This is a genomic window from Reyranella sp. (assembly GCF_004296935.1).
Classification (GTDB): Bacteria; Pseudomonadota; Alphaproteobacteria; order Reyranellales; family Reyranellaceae; genus Reyranella.
Genome location: NZ_SCVH01000166.1, coordinates 96367 through 114946, shown reverse-complemented (window position 1 = coordinate 114946; position 18580 = coordinate 96367). Strand labels below are relative to the sequence as shown.

At 67.6% G+C, this 18580-nt stretch carries 13 protein-coding genes; 4 read left to right on the top strand and 9 right to left on the bottom strand.

Features of this window, described 5'->3' with window-relative positions; translation table 11 throughout:
* The first annotated feature begins 71 nt into the window (after positions 1–71).
* Genes EPO55_RS24865 through EPO55_RS24855 form a run of 3 tightly spaced genes read left to right on the top strand, consistent with a single transcriptional unit; the run spans position 72 to position 8164 of the window.
* Positions 72–1802 carry a hypothetical protein gene (locus EPO55_RS24865; RefSeq protein ID WP_296340189.1) on the top strand — a complete coding sequence of 577 codons (1731 nt, stop codon included), beginning with the start codon at positions 72–74 and terminating at the stop codon, positions 1800–1802.
* Between the two features lie 42 nt (positions 1803–1844).
* Positions 1845–7160 (top strand): cytochrome P450, encoded by a 5316-nt coding sequence (locus tag EPO55_RS24860; protein WP_296340188.1) that lies wholly within the window; start codon positions 1845–1847, stop codon positions 7158–7160.
* On the top strand, positions 7157–8164 hold the full coding sequence (locus EPO55_RS24855) for an alpha/beta fold hydrolase (RefSeq protein WP_296340187.1): 1008 nt from the start codon (positions 7157–7159) through the stop codon (positions 8162–8164). Before EPO55_RS24860 ends, EPO55_RS24855 begins: the two co-directional genes overlap by 4 nt.
* 53 nt (positions 8165–8217) lie before the next feature.
* On the opposite strand, the gene EPO55_RS24850 is transcribed toward EPO55_RS24855, so the two are convergent.
* The gene (locus tag EPO55_RS24850) at positions 8218–9897 is read right to left on the bottom strand and encodes a S8 family serine peptidase (RefSeq protein ID WP_296340186.1); all 1680 of its coding nucleotides are present in this window, start codon (positions 9895–9897) and stop codon (positions 8218–8220) included.
* Between the two features lie 32 nt (positions 9898–9929).
* On the bottom strand, positions 9930–10979 hold the full coding sequence (locus EPO55_RS24845; protein ID WP_296340185.1) for a hypothetical protein: 1050 nt from the start codon (positions 10977–10979) through the stop codon (positions 9930–9932).
* A 177-nt stretch (positions 10980–11156) separates the two neighbouring features.
* Between EPO55_RS24845 and EPO55_RS24840 the strand changes: the two genes are divergently transcribed.
* Positions 11157–12941 carry a tetratricopeptide repeat protein gene (locus tag EPO55_RS24840; protein WP_296340184.1) on the top strand — a complete coding sequence of 595 codons (1785 nt, stop codon included), beginning with the start codon at positions 11157–11159 and terminating at the stop codon, positions 12939–12941.
* A 6-nt stretch (positions 12942–12947) separates the two neighbouring features.
* Here EPO55_RS24840 and ccmI read toward each other — a convergent pair whose 3' ends face one another.
* The 7 genes from ccmI to EPO55_RS24805 all read right to left on the bottom strand — a co-directional run bounded on the left by ccmI (position 12948) and on the right by EPO55_RS24805 (position 18535).
* Positions 12948–14204: a c-type cytochrome biogenesis protein CcmI gene (ccmI, locus tag EPO55_RS24835; protein ID WP_296340183.1), complete on the bottom strand. Its 1257-nt coding sequence runs from the start codon at positions 14202–14204 to the stop codon at positions 12948–12950.
* Positions 14204–14659, bottom strand: coding sequence for a cytochrome c-type biogenesis protein (locus EPO55_RS24830; RefSeq protein ID WP_296340182.1), 456 nt, complete (start codon positions 14657–14659; stop codon positions 14204–14206). The genes ccmI and EPO55_RS24830 overlap by 1 nt, the downstream gene beginning before the upstream one ends.
* On the bottom strand, positions 14656–15195 hold the full coding sequence (locus tag EPO55_RS24825) for a DsbE family thiol:disulfide interchange protein (RefSeq protein WP_296340181.1): 540 nt from the start codon (positions 15193–15195) through the stop codon (positions 14656–14658). Before EPO55_RS24825 ends, EPO55_RS24830 begins: the two co-directional genes overlap by 4 nt.
* A complete protein-coding gene (locus EPO55_RS24820; protein WP_296340180.1) occupies positions 15192–17156 on the bottom strand; it encodes a heme lyase CcmF/NrfE family subunit in 1965 nt (654 codons plus the stop codon). The genes EPO55_RS24825 and EPO55_RS24820 overlap by 4 nt, the downstream gene beginning before the upstream one ends.
* An 82-nt stretch (positions 17157–17238) precedes the next feature.
* Entirely contained in the window at positions 17239–17682 is a 444-nt protein-coding gene (ccmE, locus tag EPO55_RS24815; protein WP_296340179.1) for a cytochrome c maturation protein CcmE, read from the bottom strand.
* Entirely contained in the window at positions 17679–17819 is a 141-nt protein-coding gene (gene ccmD, locus EPO55_RS24810) for a heme exporter protein CcmD (protein WP_296340178.1), read from the bottom strand. Before ccmD ends, ccmE begins: the two co-directional genes overlap by 4 nt.
* Positions 17816–18535 carry a heme ABC transporter permease gene (locus EPO55_RS24805; protein ID WP_296340177.1) on the bottom strand — a complete coding sequence of 240 codons (720 nt, stop codon included), beginning with the start codon at positions 18533–18535 and terminating at the stop codon, positions 17816–17818. The genes ccmD and EPO55_RS24805 overlap by 4 nt, the downstream gene beginning before the upstream one ends.
* Positions 18536–18580 lie beyond the last annotated feature (45 nt).

Genomic DNA, 18580 nt, shown 5'->3' with positions numbered 1-18580 from the left:
ATTTCTGCGTGTATCGACGCTATCTTTTCGGCTCACTAGGATGCGCCCGCCTGCCGTCGATCGGGGGAGTGATGGCCGCGTTGAGCCGCCGATATGCGTTGAACCTCATGGGATCCTTCCGGCTGCTGGGGCCGGACGGCGCGCGCATCGACATTGCCAGCCGCAAGGGCATGGCGATGGTCGCCATGCTGGCCCTGGCCGAGGGCGGCGAGCGGACGCGCGGCTGGCTGCAGGAAAAGCTGTGGGGCCAGCGCGACCGGCCGCAGGCGCAGGGCAGCCTCCGGCGCGAACTCACCCATCTGCGCGATTACCTGAATGTAGGGGCCAAGCCGCTGCTGGTCTGCGAGCGGCAGCGGGTCATGCTCGATCTCTCCCAGATCGACGTCGATGTCCTGTCGCCGAAGCAAGGGGGGAAGACAGGGGGCGTCGCCACCGGCGATTTCCTCGAAGGCTTCGACCTCGCCGGCGAGGAAGGTTTCGAGGACTGGCTGCGCGAGCAACGCAGCCTGCTGGAAGCGGGGGCCGCGAGAAGCGACGCGAAGGGGACGGCCGCCGTGCCTTCGCCGGACGCCGAGCCGGGACCGGCCAGCTTCGTCGACCGGCCGGCGCTCGCCATCCTGCCCTTTGCCAATCTCAGCGAGGACACGACGCTCGATTATCTCTGCGAAGGCCTCAGCGAGGATCTGATCGATCGCCTCTCGCGCCTGCGCTGGCTGCCGGTGATCGCCCGCAGCTCGAGCTTCGCCTTCGCCTCCGACAGGCTCGATCCGCGCGCCATCGGGCAGAAGCTGCACGCCAAGTACGTGCTGGAAGGCCGGCTGAAGCGGGCCAACGACGGCTTCACCGTCGCCGTCAACCTGTCCGATGCGGTGAGCGGCTATTCGCTGTGGTCGCACCGCGTGCCGCTGCCACCTCACCGTTCGCAGGACGCGCTCGATCCGATCGTGGCCGAGCTGGTGGGCGTGCTCGACGCGCAGATCGACTATGCCGAGCAGGTGCGGGCCCGCGGCAACCGGCAGAACAGGCTGGAATACAACGACCTGATCTGGCGCGGGCGCTGGCACCTCAACCGGCTGACGCGGGCCGATTCGGAAATGGCGCGCCAGCTGTTCGACCAGGCGCTCGAACTCGAGCCGGAGTCGCCCGAGGCGATCATCCAGCAGACGTTTCGCATCGGCTGGTCGGTGTGGGCCAGGCGCGGCGGCGACGCCGAAGTGGCCGAGATGCGCCGCCTCGCCCATCGCGCGATCGTGGCCGATCCCGACGACGGCCGCGGCCACATGCTGGCGGGCATCGCCGAGATGTGGCAGCGCCAGCCCGGCCGTGCCCGCACCCTGCTCGAGCGCGCGATCGCGCTGAACCCCAGCCTGTGCCAGGCCCATGCCCAGCTCGGCTGCCATTACAACCTGGTCGGCGACCCGGCGGCGGCGATCGGGCCGCTCAGCACGGCACATCGCCTCAGCCCCAATGACGTCCACTGCTTCTTCTTCATCGGCGAGCTGGCGCTCTCGCACTGGATGCTCGGCAAGTGGGCCGAGGCGGTCGGCCACGCCGACCAGTCGCTGATCCGGCGGCCGGCCTACTGGTATTCGCTGGTGGTCAAGATCAACGCCCTGGTCGGCAGCGGCGACCTCGCCGCAGCGCGGCGCGCCTACGGCGAACTGATGACGGTGAAGCCGGACTTCACGCCGCAGTTCATCGACTGGACTCCCTTCGTCGACCGCACCTGGAACCGGCGGCTTGCCGAGGGCGTGGCGCTGGCGTCGGGCGAGCAGAAACCAGCCTCGCGGCGACGCCGATAGAAGGCTGCGAGATCTCGTCCGGGGCCTGGGGGGGCGCCTGCCATGTTCGAACTCAAGTACTTCGCGAAAATCGATGCCTACGAGCGGGAAGAGAAGACCGACAAGGATCCGACGCGGCTGCCGGCCTTCGACCTCAATATCCTGGGCGTCGACAGTCTCTACAAGCGGGCGGTCCGCCGGTTCACGCGATGGTTCTTCCTTGCCGCGTTCTGGGTGCTGCGGGCCTGGTGGCCGGTGGCCCGCTTCGGCCGGCTCGTCATCGTCACGCGTTATGCCGACGTCCAGGAGGTGCTGAAGCACCCGGAGCGTTTCCCGGTCCCGTTCGGCCCCGAAATGCAGGCGATCACCGACGGCGAGAGCTTCGCCCTCGGCCTGGACGGTGAGGCGCACCAGGAGCAACGCGAGATCGTCGATGCGGTGATCGTGCGAAGCCCGCAGCTCCTGCGACAGGACGTGGACTTCGTGCTCGCAAGAACGCGGAGAACGACCGAACTCCTGCTCGAGGGGTCGGGCGGCCGCATCGACGTCATGCGCGACCTGCTGGGGCGGGTCTTCACCGAGACCTGCAGCGATTATTTCGGACTCGACCTCGACGAGCCCAACGCCTTCCTCGATCGCACGATGGCGATCTCGGCGCTGCTGTTCGCCGACCCGTTCGGCGAGGAGAAGACCCGCAAGCTGGCGCTGAACGGGGCCGTGCGCGTCCGCTACCTGATCGACCGTGCCATCGAGCGGGCGATGGAGCGGGAACGGACGAACGCGGCGGGCGACAGCCTCGTCGACCGCCTTGTCCGGCACAGGCGTCCTGGCCGCGTGCGCGTTCCCAAGGAGCGGATCCGCGCCATCGTCATCGGCATCATCACCGGCTTCGTGCCGACCAACACGCTGGGCGCCGGCAAGATGGTCGAGGAACTGCAGCGCCGCGGCCTGCTGCAAAGCGCCATCGGCGCTGCATCGGCCGCCGAGGCCCTCAAGACGAGCGATCCCGTCGCCGCCAAGGGCCATCGCCGGGAACTGCAGAAAATCCTGCTCGAGGCGTTTCGCCTCAATCCCGCGCTGTCGCCCGGCCAGTTCCGCCATGCGCCGAAGGCCACGACCGTCGCGGGCAAGCCCGTTCCCGCCGGGTCATTCGTCGTGGCGGCAACCATGTCGGCCCTGCGCGACCACCGGCAATTCCCGTCTCCCGGCGCCTACGATCCCGAGCGCCCGGTAGAGGCGGGACGCACGCCGGGCCCGGCAGGCTCGACCGCTCCGGAACTGATGTTCGGCGAGGGGCCGCATGTCTGCCCGGGCGCCCACCTCGCCCGGGAGCAGATCACGGAGATCTTCCAGATCCTGTTCTCGCGGCCCGGCATCCGGCTCGCCAGCGACCCCGCCGGCTGGCTGGCCTATGTCGGCCCGTTCCCGCGCCGGCTCGATTTCGTGTTCCAGCCGACCGCCGCGTCCTCGACCCAGAACCAGATGACCATCCAGGCGAAGCTCGAGCCGGGCAGCCTGGACGAGGTCAAGGAGATGATCTCGGCGCTCGGCAATCCGGCGGTCGCGGGCAGCCCGATCGACCGGGCCCTCAAGCGTACGGGCCTGGTCCATTTTGCCTCCCTGTCGGCCTTCGACGCCAAGGATCCCGACGACAAGGAGGCCGAGCCGGATCCAAGGCTCCTGTTCGAGCTGAACGTCGATGGCGACGAAGACACGGCGCTAGCCCGGATCGCCAGGCGCGCCGGGCCGCTGCTCGAGCCGATCTTCCGCCGCATCGCGGGCAGCAAGGATATGCGTCCGGAGTGGGATATCGACGCGGACGAGGCGATCGATCCAGAGGCACCCATCGATCCGGACAGGTTGCCCAAGCGTTACGTAAACAGGCTCCATTTCCTGCTCGAGCGCCACAAGACCAAGCTGCACTTCGTTCCCTGGGGTGCCATCGGCCTCAATTTCAACGGCACGCCGGACACACCGGTCGGCGACATCGAGAAGCAGGAGCAGGTCGCAACATTCGCCCGCCAGGCCGTCGACCACTATCTCCACGTCCACGACGGCATCCACAAACGGGCGGTGGATGCGCTCGCCTATGTGCGGGCCCTGACGCTTCCCTCCCGAATTGCACTCTACGACACGTCCCATTTCTCCCCGGCCAACGCCCAGACCGAAGCAGAGCTGATGGAAAAGGGCTGGGAGCTGCGCGACTTCCTGATCCGTCCGACGCGGCGGCGGCTGAGCATGTCGGAGTGGAGCGGCTACGACGCGGCACTCGGCCTGCAGGGCCTGCCGGCCACGCTGAGGTCGAATGCCGGGATCTTCGTGGCACTCCTGTTGGGCACGACGGTGTGCCTGCAAGGCGGGGCGATCCATTACGCGGTCAATCCCGACCCCTGGATCGCGGTCGGGCTCGCCGTGGCGGGCGCCGTCTTCGGCACCGTTCTCATCATCGCGACGGCGATCCGCGACGGCTTCAATACGCTCGTCCGCTGGTGGATGGAGGGCGTGGAGGGCCTGGCCACTGTCGTTGCCTTCGTGCTGTCCGCAGTGGCGGGCGTTCTGTTCTTCGTCTTTCTGCTGGTCCGCTGGCTGAGATGGCCTGCAGGCTTCATCGGCTTCGGTGCCGCGTCGTTCTGGGCGCTCCGACGATGGTGGCCGGCGCTCTCCCTGGATGAGCAGATCGTGCTGGCGATGCTGGGCGGCGGCGCGGCCACTGTATTGGTCGTCGGCTTCGGGAGCCGGATGGTGTCGCCGCTGCTGCGGGCCTGGCAAACCGTTGCGCTGGCGCTGGCCGGCGCGGCGGCAACCTTCTGGGCGTTGCAGCACTGGGCCCCGGAGCTCCCCCTGTCCGGCCGGATCGCGCTGACAGGGCTCGGCGCGCTCGTTGCCGCGAACATCGTCCCGCCGATCTGGGCAAGGGCCGGGATGCTGCTGCGGCGGTATCCAATCTTCTTCAAATGGATGTCCAGCATCGCCGCGGCCGCGGTCCTCGTCTACGTGCTGCGCGTCCATTGGAAACAGGTCAGCTGCGTCGTCGACCAGCTCGGTTCGCTGTCGCTCGCGCTGGCGGGCGGCATGGTCGCGACTTTCCTCCTATGGCTGATTCCGACCCTCCTCTTCCTGGCCGTCCTCTACTGGCACGAAGTGTGCGACGACAAGGACATAGACCGACGGCCGGCGCCTCTCGAGACCATCGAGGCGATCGCGGCGAAGGAGAATCCGCCGGGCTACGCGCAGAACCACATCACGGCGGTCACGGTGATGAAGAAGGGCGCCTTCCGCAAAGTCACCCTGGCGCTGGCGTTGTGGGTCATCGGCAAGGAGGTGCAATACTGGTTCCGGCCGGGCTTCGTGCTCAACATGGGCACGATCCACTATGCGCGATGGTTCCGGCTGCCCGGCAGCGAGATGATGCTGTTCCTCGCCAACTACGACGGCAGCTGGCTGAGCTATCTCGAGGATTTCATCACCAAGGCGCATGAGGGGCAGTCTGCGGTCTGGAGCCACGGCCGGGGCTTTCCGAAGACGCGCCTCCTGGTCCTGGGCGGCGCCGCGGACGGCGACCGCTTCAAGCGGTGGGTGCGGCGGCAGCAGATCGTCACGCAGTTCTGGTACAGCCGCTTCCCACAGCTCACGACCGACCAGATCCGCACCAATGCGCTGATCCACGACGGGCTGATGCGGGCCCAGACCGATACCGCCGCCCGCGCCTGGCTCGACTGCTTCGGCACCATGCCGCGCCCGGAAGACGCGATCGAGACCGACGAAGTCCAGTCCCTGGTCTTCCGCGGCCTGCCCACCCACGACTACATGCTTTGCGCGACGCTCATCCTTCCCAAGAACGCCGCCGCGCGGAGAGAGTGGCTCAAGCTCGTTAGCGAAGAAGTGACGTTCGGCGAACAGCCCGACGTCGAGCATACGACCGCGACCTTCGTGGCCTTCTCGGCCCGTGGCATCGCGAAATGCCTCAATGGCAAAGAGCAGGACAAGGTGGAGAAAATGGCGGCGTTTCCGCCCGCCTTCCGCCTGGGCATGGCCGACCGTGCCAAGGTGCTCGGCGACACCGGGCCGTCGGCGCCACGGAAGTGGCGGTGGGCGGACATCGACAGGGCGGGCGCACGTGAGGACGCCCGCGCGGCGGTCGATGCCGTGCTGTTCATCTACGGCAAGGATCCCCGAGCGTGCATCAACGTCCTCGGGGTGCATGAGAAAAAGCTGGGACGCACCGCGGTATCGACGGTGATGACCGAGCCGACCCAGAAAACCAGGGGTGCCCAGGCAGAACGTAAACGCCGAGAAGAATGGCGCGCCAAGTTCGCCGGCGAGAGTCCGCCGACAGGCGGGCAGGACGGCCAAGCGGGCGATGCCACGCCGACCAGCGAACGCGATAACCCGATGTACGAGCATTTCGGCTTCCGCGACGGCATTTCCCAGCCGATCCTGCGCGGCAGCCAGCGCGAAGCCGCGACCGACAACAAGGCCGATGTGGTCGAGGCGGGGGAGGTGATCCTCGGTTACAAGGACGGCGCCGGCTACATGGCGCCTGCCCTGACCCTGGAGGCGGAGAGCGACCCCGGCGACGACCTCGAAACCGATACACCCGATTTCCCCTCGCGCTTCCCGCGCTTTGCCGGGTCGCGCGACACGGATCTGCGTGATTTCGGCCGAAACGGCACGTTCGTCGTGGTTCGCCAGCTGATGCAGAAGGTCGAAGACTTCGAAGACTTCCTCGTCGAGCAGAAGCAAGAGCTCAAGACGTACAAAGGCCTCACGGACAGCGTCGGCGGCCCAATCACCGAAAACTGGATTGCCGCCAAGATGATGGGGCGCTGGCAGACCGGCGCCTCGCTGATCAGCCACCCGCACGAGATGACCGGTCGCAGGATGACCGACAAGGTGGACAACGACTTCAGCTTCGCGAAGGACGATCCGCAGGGACTTCATTGCCCGTTCGGCGCGCACATTCGACGGGCCAATCCGCGCGGCAGCCTGGCGCCGAACGATCCCAAGCAGGCAATGATCGAGAAGCGACATCGCATCCTGCGGCGCGGACGCCCCTACGGCGACAAAGGATCGGAAAGAGGCCTGTTGTTCGTCGCCCTTTGCGCCGACCTCGAGCGCCAGTTCGAGTTCCTGCAACAATCCTGGATTGGCTCACCCTCCTTCCACGGGCTGAACAACGAGCCCGATCCCATCACCGCGCCGCCGCCGCAGCGCGTGCCAGGGCAGAAACGACAATCCTATGTCTTCACCATCCCCACGCCATCAGGTCCGATCACGATGAAGAACCTGAGGAGCTTCGTCACCGTGAAGGCCGGCGGTTACTTCTTCATGCCCGGCCGCTCAGCCCTGCGCTTCCTGACCAATTTGACCCGACAATGAAGAACCCCAAGCCCAACCTCGGGCTTCCGCCCTTCAAGCAGCGCTTCCCCCTGTGGGGCGGCGGTCTCCAGACAATCGCGACCGCTACCTGGCTGGTCGACGTTCCCAGCAGCCTGGCGCCCGCCATCAGCGAGCGCCTGCGCTTTTCACTGAAAGACGGCGATGTCATGCTCGGCATGCTCGATCGTCCGGCCAAGCCGCAGCCGCGCCGGCCGCTGGTACTGCTGATCCACGGTGTCCCGGGCTCGGAGGACAGCCGGTACATGCGGCGGATGTCGGGTTATCTGCTCGGCGAGGGCTACCCAGTGCTGCGGCTCAACATGCGCGGTGCCGGGCCGTCGCGGACCACCTGCGGCGGCCAGTATTCCGCCGGCAGCAGCCGCGACCTGGCCGAGCTGATCGGCCTGCTGCCCGCGGACCTGGCGGCGCCCGGAGTTGCCGCGGTCGGCTACTCGGTGGGCGGCGCGATCCTGTTGAAATACCTGGGCGAGGAGGGTTCGACGGCGAAGCTGTGCGCCGCCGCCAGCATCTCGGCGCCGATCGATCTCCTCGGCACCGTCCGCAGCCTGATGCGCTTTCGCAACCTGGCCTATCATTGGCACGTCTTCGGGGCGGCCAAGCGCGAGGCCCTGGCCGACGGTGCCGTGCTGACGCCGGCCGAGCGCGCGAACATCGAGACGTCGCAGACCCTGTGGCAGTACGACGATCTCTTCACCGGGCCGCGCCATGGCTTTTCGGGCGCGGCGGACTATTACGCCCGCAGCAGCGCGGTGAATTACCTGCCCGGCATCCGCGTGCCCACCCTGGTGCTGGCGTCGCTGGACGATCCCTGGGTGCCGGGCGGCGCCTATGTCGGCCACCAGTGGCGATCGAACAAGTCCCCGTCGTTAACACCGCTCCTGACGCGGCGCGGCGGCCATGTCGGCTTCCACGGCGTCGGCAGCTACAAGCCCTGGAGCGATCGGGCCGTGATCAAGTTCCTCGACGGGAAGCGGCCGTCCTAGCGGCCCCTAGCGCTCAGTGGCGGCCGAGGCGGCGAGGCTGGGTGGCGGCCGGCTCAAGCCGGCGCCACAACTCTGAACACGTCCGATACCACGGGGAAGTTGGCCTTCATCTTGGGCAATGTGGGATCGTCAACGTCGTTCATCAGCGGCGTGATCTTGAGCACTATGTTCGGCCCGACATGGGCGAGCTTCGGTCGCCATGTGAAGCGACCGTCGTTGGCCGACCTGTCCTTCACCGGCGTGGGGTCCCAGGTGTTGCCCAGATCCTTCGAGAATTCGATCGTCACCCAGTTGAAGTCGGGCTGGGCGTACTCGTTGGTCCAGGTGATGTCGACGTCGACGCCGACCTGCAGGGTATCATTCGCCACCGGCGCGGTGATGCGGCGAAGCGGCCCATAGACGGCGCGGCGCAGGTTGAGCCGCTTGCCGCCGATGCAGACGAGCTTCAGCCCTTCGATCGTGTCCGCCGAGGCCTTGAGGTGCGTGATCACCTCCTTGGATGTCCAGCGTGGATTGAGGGCAAAGACCAGGGCGGCGGCGCCCGAGACGAAGGCTGCCGAAGCCGAGGTGCCGTTGTAGTCGGGGTATTGCGGCGTCTGACCCGGAAGACCCGGGAAATAGCGCCCGGTCGTCTTGATGCCCGTGCCGGGTGCGGCGATGTCGACGCCGAGCGCGCCATAGTTGGAGAACGACGCCTTGAAGTCGTCCGGTGCCGTCGCCGCAACCGTCAGCATGGTCTTGCGCAGGCCCGGGAACAGGAGTTCGCTGCCATAGTTCGCCGGGTAGGTGGGATAGATGTCGTTGTCGCTGCCGTCATTTCCGGCAGCGGCGACGACGAGACGCGGGGGCGTCGCGTTCTTGGCGTACTTGATCGCGTCCTTGAGGATCCTCTTGTCACCATCCCCCAGTGCCACATGCCAGCTTGCGTTGATGACCTTGGCGCCCTTGTCCACGGCGTGCATGATGGCCTCGGCAGCGCCGGCAACATCGGGCGATCCGCCGCCCTCGAAAAACTTCACCGGCAGCAAGCTGATGTGCCAGTCCGGGGGGATGGCCGAGGCAAGTCCCTTGAGGTTGTCGTAGACGGTCGAGATCGTGCCGGCCAGCATGGTGCCATGACCGTCCGTGTCGATGCCGTCGGAGAAGAATCCAGCGGGCTGGCAATCAACCAATGGCTCCACCGACCCCAGATCCTCATGCAAGGTGCCGTCCGAAAGCCTGAGGCCCGAATCGATGATGGCAACGAGGGTCTTGCCCGGGTTCGCTGGCGGGTCCGGCAGCGCCGGCGGGGCCGCCGGCGGGCCGTCGGGAATCGTCCAGGGAGAAGTAGCCTCCATCTTCGTCAGCGCCCATTGCCAGCGGAAATACGGATCGTTGAAGCTGTCCAGGGTGACCGGCGCGTTGCGCTCGAACCAGACGACGCCGGGAAGCATTTTCTCCGCTACCGTCTTCTTCTTGTCCTCCTTGAGCACCTTGTTCAGATATTCGAGGGAGACCTTCGGATCGTCGAAGCGGATGACGGCGAACGCCACGAAGGATTCCTTTTTCAAGCCGGCAGAGACGAAGGCCCTCAGCACGGTCGCCGAATGACGGCGGAGGTTTCCCAGCGCAATGTCGATCTGCTTGCGCGCATCCGACAGGCCGAGCACGCCCAGTTCTTCGTCGAAGCCGACGATGATCTGGTCGCGCACGTCCATCTGTTTCGCCTGATCGGAGGGTTTGGGCTCGGACATCCATCTCTCCCCTGAAGAGCTCGGCGGAGGCGCTAGGTCAGGTCCCTCAGTTCGCCCTTCGCGCCGTGGACCAAGGTGTGGAACATGTTCGCAGGCGGGGGATTAGGGGCGGCAAGGGGGGCGGCAAGGGCAGCGATCTTCTTGAGGCATTCCCAGGCTGCAAAGTCGCCGCACAGGCTGTCCATGCGGTAGTGGACGCCGGCGATCTCGCGGTTCTCGGCCACGCGATAGGCAAGCATGTCGAGAGCCTGCGCGGTCGACCGGACTGGCGACACCGGCACGCCCGGGGCCCAAGTGGCCGGCGGGGCGACCGACGGCGTCAGCGCGAGCTTCAGTACGCCGGAAATCATGTACGCCTGCAGTGCATGGCTGCTCGGGTAGGACGGCGTGTCAGGCCCGTCGATGATCGGCATGATCAGCGAATAGGCATGCGCCGGCCGGCGCATCCTGTAGAAATCCTTCAGTCCCATGGCGACGTACTCGCCGATCTTGCGGGCCACCAGCATCAACAGGAAGGTGTTGGGATCCTTCGAAGGGCTGAGGCGGAGCATGCCAGTCCAGTAGCCGAGCGCGCCTGCGCCGCTTGCCTGGTCGACGATCTCGAGCGCCCGGTCGGCGCGGTTGAGTGCGGAAGCGACCACACCGCGGACCTCCGTCGTCATTTTCGGATCATCGAGCTGTGCGCCAGCAGGCGCAGCAGGGTCGTTGGGGATCGGAAAAATGGCTTGGCCACGGATCTGACCCTTGAGGAAATCAATCGGGCTGGTGCCGGCCCCCCATCCGCCATTGCGGATGAACTCCTCAACGTAGCTCCAGGCACGCATGTCCTTGTCCCAGTCGTCGTACCTGCGCGTCGGCACCTTGAAGGTCGGCAGCGCTGGCGGCGTAATGACCGGCGTCAGCTTGGCCCAGTCCTCAGTGTTGAAGCGCGGGCTCGTGCCCATCGGGCGTCCGCCCCGGGCGCTGAGGTCCAGATCGAGATCCAGATCGAGGTCGAGGTCCAAAGTCCTGCCGGCCATGTCATCCCCCCGGATTTCGTGCGCCTGCTCCGCCCACCGGAACCAGTCCGCGAACGAGCCCATAGACTAGCCCTTGCACGACAGACCGCAACCGTCGGGAGCAACCGCCCCTCGACCCTCAGAAATTTGCAGTGGCGCCGACAATGCCACCGCATCTTCCGGCAGGCGGCACTTTCGGCGGCCGCTTCCCGGGCAGGGGCATTGTGCTAGTCTTGCGGCGATGCGGGGGGAATTGCGCGTATGGCTCGCAGACACGTTGCCGCGGCGCTTGCCGACAACGACTACGGCAATCGCCGGCTGGTGGTGGTGGCGGCCTTTGACGTCGTGGGATTCAGCACCGTCGTCGAAGCCAATGAGGACGCCGCCCTGGCCGCCTGGCGCCTGCTGCGCCGGGAAATCGATCCGCTGATCGCCCGCGGCGGCGGCCGCATCTTCAAGTCCCTGGGCGACGGCCTCCTCGTCGAGTTCACCAGCCCGGTCGAGGCGACACGCTCGGCGCTCGAGGTCCAGGCCGCTGTCGCCGCGATGGCGCCGGCCGGGGACATCCGCCTGGAGCTGCGTTGCGCCATCCACATGGGCGACGTGATCGTCGAAGGGTCGGACCTGCTGGGCGACGGCATCAACATCGTGTCGCGGCTGCAGGACCATGCGCCGGTCGGCGGCGTGCTGGTCTCGGCCGCGGTCATGGACCTGATCAGCGGCCGCATCGATGCGCCGATCAAGGACATGGGGTCGCTGAAGCTCAAGAACATCAGCCGCCCTGTCCATGCCTATGGCGTGGGCGCCGGCAAGCGGCCCAAGTCGACGCCGGCGATCGACAGTTTCCAACGCCGCCGGCCTTCGATCGCGGTGCTGCCCTTCACCGACCAGTCGGGCGAGACGGCGAATTCGTATTTCAGCGACGGGCTGGTCGAAGACATCATCTCGGCGCTGTCGTGCCTGCCTGAGCTGATCGTGATCTCGCGCACGTCGGTGCTGCGCTATCGCGGCACGGCGCACGACCCGCGGCAGGTCCACCGCGACCTCGGCGTGCGCTACATGCTGTCGGGCAGCGTGCGCCGTGCCGGCACCAAGGTCCGCCTGTCGGCCGAGCTGGCGGATTGCGAAAATGGTGCGACCATCTGGAGCGACCGCTTCGCCGGCGAAGCCGCCGACCTGTTCGACCTGCAGGACGAGCTGTCGGCGAAGGTGGTGGCGACGATCACACCGCAGGTCCAGGAGGCCGAGCTGCGCCGGGTCCTGCGCAAGCGACCGGAGAGTCTCGACGCCTACGAATACGTGCTGCGCGGGCTCGATCTCTTCTACCGCTTCGAGGACGACAAGTTCGCCCAGGCGCTGCCGATGTTCGAGAAGGCGATGGCGCTCGATCCGAGCTATGCCACGGCGCATGCGCTGGCCGCCGGCTGGTACAGCGTCCGGATCAACCAGGGACTCTCGCCCGATCCCGTGGCCGACAACAAGGAAGCGGAGCGGCTTTCGAGATTGGCGCTGACCCTGGACCGCTTCGACCCGCACGCGCTCTCGATTTGCGGCCATGTGCGCGCCTTCCTCTTCCGCGACTACGACCAGGCGATCGAGCTGTTCGACCGCGCGCTCGCGGCCAATCCCAGTTCGGCGATCGCCTGGCTGCGCAGCAGTGCCACCTTCAGCTACATCGGCGAGACCCGCGAGGCACGCCGGCGTGCCGAGATCGGCCTGCGCCTGTCGCCCTACGACGCACACGTGTTCTACAGCTACTCGATCATCGCGCTCGCCTGCTACGCGGCCGGCGACTACGCCGATGCGGCCCAGTGGGCGCGCCGGTCGGCGGCGCTAAATCCACGCTTCACGGCCAACCTGCGATTCCTGGCGGCCAGTCTGGCCGCGAACGGCCAGATCGACGAGGCGATGCAGGTCGGCCGGGACCTGCTGCGCGTGGATCCCAAGTTCAGCGCGTCACGATTCGCACAGGCCTATGCCTTCCGCGATCCCGCAAAACGCCAGCTGTTCGCCGATCACCTGATCCTGGCCGGGCTGCCGAAATAGACGTGCCTACTCCGCCGCCTTGATCCGCTCCTCCAGCAGGCCGCGGATCGGCGCATCGGCCGGCAGCAACTGAAGCAGCGTCTTCCAGCGCCGGAGCGCGGCCGGCTTGTCGCCGGCGGCGAACGACGCGGCGCCGAGATAGAAGAGCGCCAGCGCGTTGCGCGGCTCGGCCTTCTCCAACCGCTCCAGCACGGCCACGGCCTCGGGCGGCGGCGGCGCGCCGGGAGCGATCTGGCGGACATGGGCCTCGGCCCAGTCGGTGAGCGTCTTGGTGTCGAGCGGACCCAGCGCATCGGCCTTGGCATAGGCGTCGGCGGCCTTGGCGTTCTCGCCCAGCACGCGCCAGGCGTTGGCGAGGCGCAGCCAGCCGGCGCGGTCGCCGGGGTTTTCCTTCAGCCTGAGATCGAGACCCTCGACCATCGAGCGGATCGCCTGCTGGCGCTGCTCGGGGTTCAAGCTCTGCATCGCCTCGACCTGGTCGCGCGTCGGGGTGGGCATGCCAGTTTGCGCCTGCGGCGCGGGCATCCCGGCCGCTCTCGAGACACGCGCGATCTCGGCGCGCAGCATCGGCAGCCACGGCGCCTCCGGCGGGCTCCTGGCCTCCAGCGCCTGCCAGCGCGCGACCGCGGCCTTCGAGTCGCCGCTCTGGGCCTCGTGCAGGCCGAGATAATAGTGGGCGCGCGGATCGTCGGGCCGTTGGGCCAGCGCCTTGTTGAAGGCTTCTATGGCTTCAGGCGTCACCGAGCCGTCGGCTTCGAGCACGAGCGCCTCGCCCAGCGCGGAGAGGGCGTCGGGATCGTCGGGCTGCTGGGCAAGACGGGCGCGGGCCTCGGCCAGCAGGCGCTCGGGCGTCATCTGCTCGTTTGGATTGGGGTGGTCGGCGGCGGGGCGCGTGCCGAAGGGCGCCGCCGGAAGGCCGGGGCGGCCGACGTTGAGATAGACGCCCAACGCCAGCAGCGGGATCAGGAGCGCGAGCGCCGGCGGCAGGAAGCGGTGGAGCGCCGAAGAGTCTTTTGGCGTCGCGGCATCGGCAGCATTGGCGGCGGCGAGAATCCGTCGCTCGACCTCGATGCGGGCGGCGGCCGCCTCGGTCTCCGGCGTCGTGCCGTCGGCGCGCGCGCGCTCGATCTCGGCCAGCTGGTCGCGATAGATCTGGAGCGCGCTGTCCAGCCGCTCGGTCCTGCGGGCACTGGTGCGCAGCAGCGGCACCAGCAGGGCACCGACCGTCACGGTGGTGAGGAGCGCAAGGAGGAATTCGAGCATCAGGGCTTCAGCAGCGCATCGAGGCGGCGCTGCTCCTCGTCGCTCAGCGGCACGGGCGGCGGGATCGGCTTGCGACGGCGCGCCGCCATCAGCAGCAGGCCGCCCGCGACGATCAAGACCAGCGGCCCGCCCAGCCACAGCGCCCAGGTGCCCGCCTTGAACGGCGGCTTCAGCAAGACGTAGTCGCCGTAGCGCGCGACCATGTAGGCGAAGACTTTTTGGTCGTCGTCGCCCGCCGTCAGCCGCTCGCGCACGGCGCGGCGCATGTCGCGCGCCACCTCGGCATTGGAATCGTCGATCGACTGGTTCTGGCAGACGACGCAGCGCAGGGACCGGCCGATGTCTCTCGCCCGCGACTCCAGCGACGGATCCTGAAGCATCTCCGAGGGCTCTACGGCCAGCGCCGGCCACGCGAGCAGCAGAGTGGCGAGGAGGACGGCGACGGTGCGCATCACTTCGCGCCCTTCAGGAACGGCAGGATCGTCTCGTTCACGTCGCGCTCGGTGATCGGGCCGCGGAAGTGGCGGCGGACGATGCCCTGGCCGTCGACGAGATAGGTCTCGGGCACGCCGGAGAGGCCCCAGTCGAGGCCGGTACGGCCGTCGAGGTCGGCGCCGGCGAATTTGTAGGGATCGCCCAGCCGCTTCAGCCAGGCCCGCGCCTCCGGAGGCTTGTTCTTCCAGGCGACGCCGACGATGACGGCGCCGTCGCGCGTGGCGAGCCGCGTGAACAGCGGATGCTCGGCGAGGCAAGGCGTGCACCAGCTGGCGAAGAAATTCACGATGGTTGGCTTGCCGGTCCGGAGCAGCGCGTCGGTGAGCGGTGGTTCATCGTCGCGCAGGGCCTTGACCTCGAGCCGCGGCGCCGGGCGGCCGACCAGCACCGAGCCGATCGACGCCGGATCGCGGCCGGCCAGCAGCGACCAGGCGAAGAACCCCGCCATCAGCGCGAGCGTCGCCAGCGGCAGGAGGAAGAGAAGCCGGCGGTTCATTCGGCGGGGTGAGCGATCGGCCGCGTCCGCGCCCTCTTGCCACCTTGAGGGGCACCGACGCGCAGCCGGCGATCCGAGAGCGAAACGAAGCCGCCCAGCGCGCAGAGCGCGGCGCCGAGCCAGATCCAGGGCGCCAGCGGATTGTAGTAGAGGCGGATCACCCAGCCGTTGGCGGCCTCGCCCTCGCCCAGGGTCGCGTAGAGATCGCGCAACAGATTGGTGTGGATGGCGGTCTCGGCGACCTGGCGGCGCTGCACCGCGAACAGGCGGCGCTCCGGCTGAAGGACGGTGTAGGACTTGCCGCCGACGCTGACGGCAAGCGTGGCGCGCTCGGCGATGTAGTTGGGGCCCTGCAGGCTCTCCATGCGCTCCAGTTTTACGTCGAAGCCGTGGAATTGAGCGCGGTCGCCGGGCTTCATCGTTTGCATCAGCTCGGAATTCCAGGCACCGGTGCCGACGGCACCCAGCACGACGACGCCCATGGCGGCATGGGCGATGGTCATGCCCAGCGCGGCGCGCGGCGGCATCCGGTAGCCGGTGCGGGCGAGGCGCTGGGCGAATTCGCCGAGGCTGCCCACGATCAGCCAGACGCCGAAGCCGAAGGCGAGCGCGGCGAGCGTGGCGCGGCCGTCGATGGCGGTGGCGGCGACGATGGCGGCGACCACGGCGGCAATGAAGGCCACGCGCAGTTTCAGCAGCGCTGGCCAGATCTCGGCCCGCTTCCAGCCGAGATAGGGGCCGACGCAAAGGGCGGCGAACAGCGGCGCGCAGATCGGCACGAAGGTGGCGTTGAAGAAGGGCGGGCCGACCGAGACCTTGTTGCCGGTGAGCAGGTCGAGGAACAGCGGGTAGAGCGTGCCCAGCAGCACCGTGGCCGCCAGCGTGCAGAGCAGCAGGTTGTTCAGGATCAGTGCGCCCTCGCGGCTGACCGGCTGGAACATGCCGCCCGGCGTCAGCCTGGGCGCCCGCCACGCATAAAGCGCGAGGCCGCCGCCGGTGACCAGCAGCAGGAAGGCGAGGATGAACATGCCGCGCGCCGGGTCCTGGGCGAAGGCGTGGACCGAAGTGAGCACGCCGGAGCGGACGAGGAAGGTGCCGAGCAGCGACAGCGAGAAAGCGAGGATGGCCAGCAGCACGGTCCAGCTCTTCAGCGAATCGCGCTTCTCGACGACGATGGCGGAATGCAGCAGCGCCGTGCCGGCGAGCCACGGCATCAGTGAGGCGTTCTCGACCGGATCCCAGAACCAGAAGCCGCCCCAGCCGAGGATGTAGTAGGCCCACCACGACCCCAGCGCGATGCCGAGCGTCAGGAAGCACCAGGCGGCCAGGGTCCAGGGCCGCACCCAGCGCGCCCAGGCGGCGTCCACCCTTCCTTCGAGCAGCGCGGCGATGGCGAAGGCGTAGGTGACGGAGAAGCCGACGTAGCCGAGGTAAAGCAGCGGCGGATGGAAGGCGAGGCCGGGGTCCTGCAGGAGCGGGTTGAGGCCGTTGCCGTCCAGCGGCGCCGGCGAGACGCGCTCGAAGGGGTTGGAGGTGAAGAGCAGGAAGGCGAGGAAGCCGACACCGATCAGCGCCTGGATGGCGAGCACGCGGGCGCGCAAGGTGTCGGGCAGGCCCGCGCCAAAGACCGCGACGGCGGCGCCGAACAGGGCGAGGATCAGGGCCCACAGAAGCATCGAACCTTCGTGATTCCCCCAGACGCCGGAGATCTTGTAGAGCAGCGGCTTGGCCGAGTGCGAGTTGGCGACGACGTTGACGACGGAGAAGTCGGACGTGACGTAGGCTTGCGTGAGCGCGCCGAAAGCGACGAAGACGAGCAGCGCCTGCGTGAGAGCGGCGGTTCTTCCCAGATCCATCAGCCGGATGTCGCCGCGCGATGCGCCCAGCAACGGCAAGATTCCCTGCACCAGGGCGACGGCCAGCGCGAGGATCAATGCAAAATGGCCCAGTTCCGGAATCAACGCCGATGCTCCACAACCTTTGTCATCCTGAGCGCAGCGAAGGATCCTTCGCTTCGCTCAGGATGACAAATTTCACGTTGTGTCACTTCTTCCCGTCCTTCCATTGCCCGGCATCCTTGATCGCCTTGGCGACCTCAGGAGGCATGTAGGTTTCGTCGTGCTTTGCCAGTACTTCGCGCGCGACGAACACGCCGTCAGCGCCCAGCGAACCCTCGGCCACAACCCCCTGCCCTTCGCGGAAAAGATCGGGCAGCAGGCCGCGGTAGACGACGTCGACGGTCTTGTTGGTGTCGGTGACGCGGAAGCGCGTCGTCTGGCCGTCGGCGGACTTCTGCACGCTGCCGGCCTCGACCAGGCCGCCCATGCGGAAGCGGCGTTCCGGCGGGATCTGCTTCTCCGCGATTTGGGTCGGGGAATAGAAGAAGACGATGTTGTCGTTGAGCGCCGTCAGCACCAGCGTGGCGGCAAAGCCCAGCACGGCGAGCGAGCTTACGACCAGCCACAGGCGCTTGCGCTTCGGTGTCATCTTTTGCGATCCAATCCTCGCGCGGAAAGCTCGCGGCGCACGCGCTGGCGGGCGGCGAGCGAGGAGATGAGCAAGCCGCCCAGGATCACCAGCGCCACCAGATAGGCCGACATCACATAGACGGCGTGGTTGCTCATGCCTGCTGCTCCGCGTTCTCGAGCCGGCGGCGATCGATCTCGGTGTCGGTGCGCAGGAGAACCAGCAGCACGAACAACATGAACAAGGTCACCGCCATCCAGAGCAGCGGAATCAGGATCGAGGGATGGATGCTGGGGCCGCCGAGGCGCGCGACCGAGGCGGGCTGGTGCAGCGTGTTCCACCAGTCGACGGAGAATTTGATGATCGGCAGGTTGACGACGCCGATCAGCGCCAGGATGGCGGCAGCGCGATCGCCGCGCTCGGGCTCGTCGTAGGCGCGGCTCAAGGCGATGTGGCCGAGGTAGAGGAAGAACAGCAGCAGCATCGAGGTGAGGCGCGCGTCCCACACCCAGTAGGCGCCCCACATCGGCCGGCCCCACAGCGACCCGGTGAGCAAACAGACCGCGCAGAAGCCGGCCCCGACGGGCGCCGACGCGCGCGCCATCAGGGCGGCCAGCGGATGGCGCCAGATCAGCAGCGCGGCGCCCAGCCCGGCCAGCAGCGCGTAGCCTGCCATGGCGAGCCAGGCGGACGGGACATGCACGAACATGATGCGCACCGTGTCGCCCTGCTGGTAGTCGGGCGGCGACTGGATCAGCGCCATGTAGAGGCCGACCAACAACATCAGCGCGGTCGCGAAGGCGAGGCTCGGCAGCACGCGCTGGCTGAATCGCCGGAAGCGCGCGGGATTGGCGAGGAAGTGCAAGTCGGCCATCTGCTCTATCTATCCAAACGCTCTATCTATCCAAACACTGGCATG

Bases quoted from the DNA above. Each gene is read 5' to 3' on its own strand.
- EPO55_RS24865 (WP_296340189.1), top strand. From the start codon at position 72: ATGGCCGCGTTGAGCCGCCGATATGCGTTGAACCTCATGGGATCCTTC.
- EPO55_RS24860 (WP_296340188.1), top strand. From the start codon at position 1,845: ATGTTCGAACTCAAGTACTTCGCGAAAATCGATGCCTACGAGCGGGAA.
- EPO55_RS24855 (WP_296340187.1), top strand. From the start codon at position 7,157: ATGAAGAACCCCAAGCCCAACCTCGGGCTTCCGCCCTTCAAGCAGCGC.
- EPO55_RS24850 (WP_296340186.1), bottom strand. From the start codon at position 9,897: ATGTCCGAGCCCAAACCCTCCGATCAGGCGAAACAGATGGACGTGCGC.
- EPO55_RS24845 (WP_296340185.1), bottom strand. From the start codon at position 10,979: ATGGGCTCGTTCGCGGACTGGTTCCGGTGGGCGGAGCAGGCGCACGAA.
- EPO55_RS24840 (WP_296340184.1), top strand. From the start codon at position 11,157: ATGGCTCGCAGACACGTTGCCGCGGCGCTTGCCGACAACGACTACGGC.
- ccmI (WP_296340183.1), bottom strand. From the start codon at position 14,204: ATGCTCGAATTCCTCCTTGCGCTCCTCACCACCGTGACGGTCGGTGCC.
- EPO55_RS24825 (WP_296340181.1), bottom strand. From the start codon at position 15,195: ATGAACCGCCGGCTTCTCTTCCTCCTGCCGCTGGCGACGCTCGCGCTG.
- ccmE (WP_296340179.1), bottom strand. From the start codon at position 17,682: ATGACACCGAAGCGCAAGCGCCTGTGGCTGGTCGTAAGCTCGCTCGCC.
- ccmD (WP_296340178.1), bottom strand. From the start codon at position 17,819: ATGAGCAACCACGCCGTCTATGTGATGTCGGCCTATCTGGTGGCGCTG.
- EPO55_RS24805 (WP_296340177.1), bottom strand. From the start codon at position 18,535: ATGGCCGACTTGCACTTCCTCGCCAATCCCGCGCGCTTCCGGCGATTC.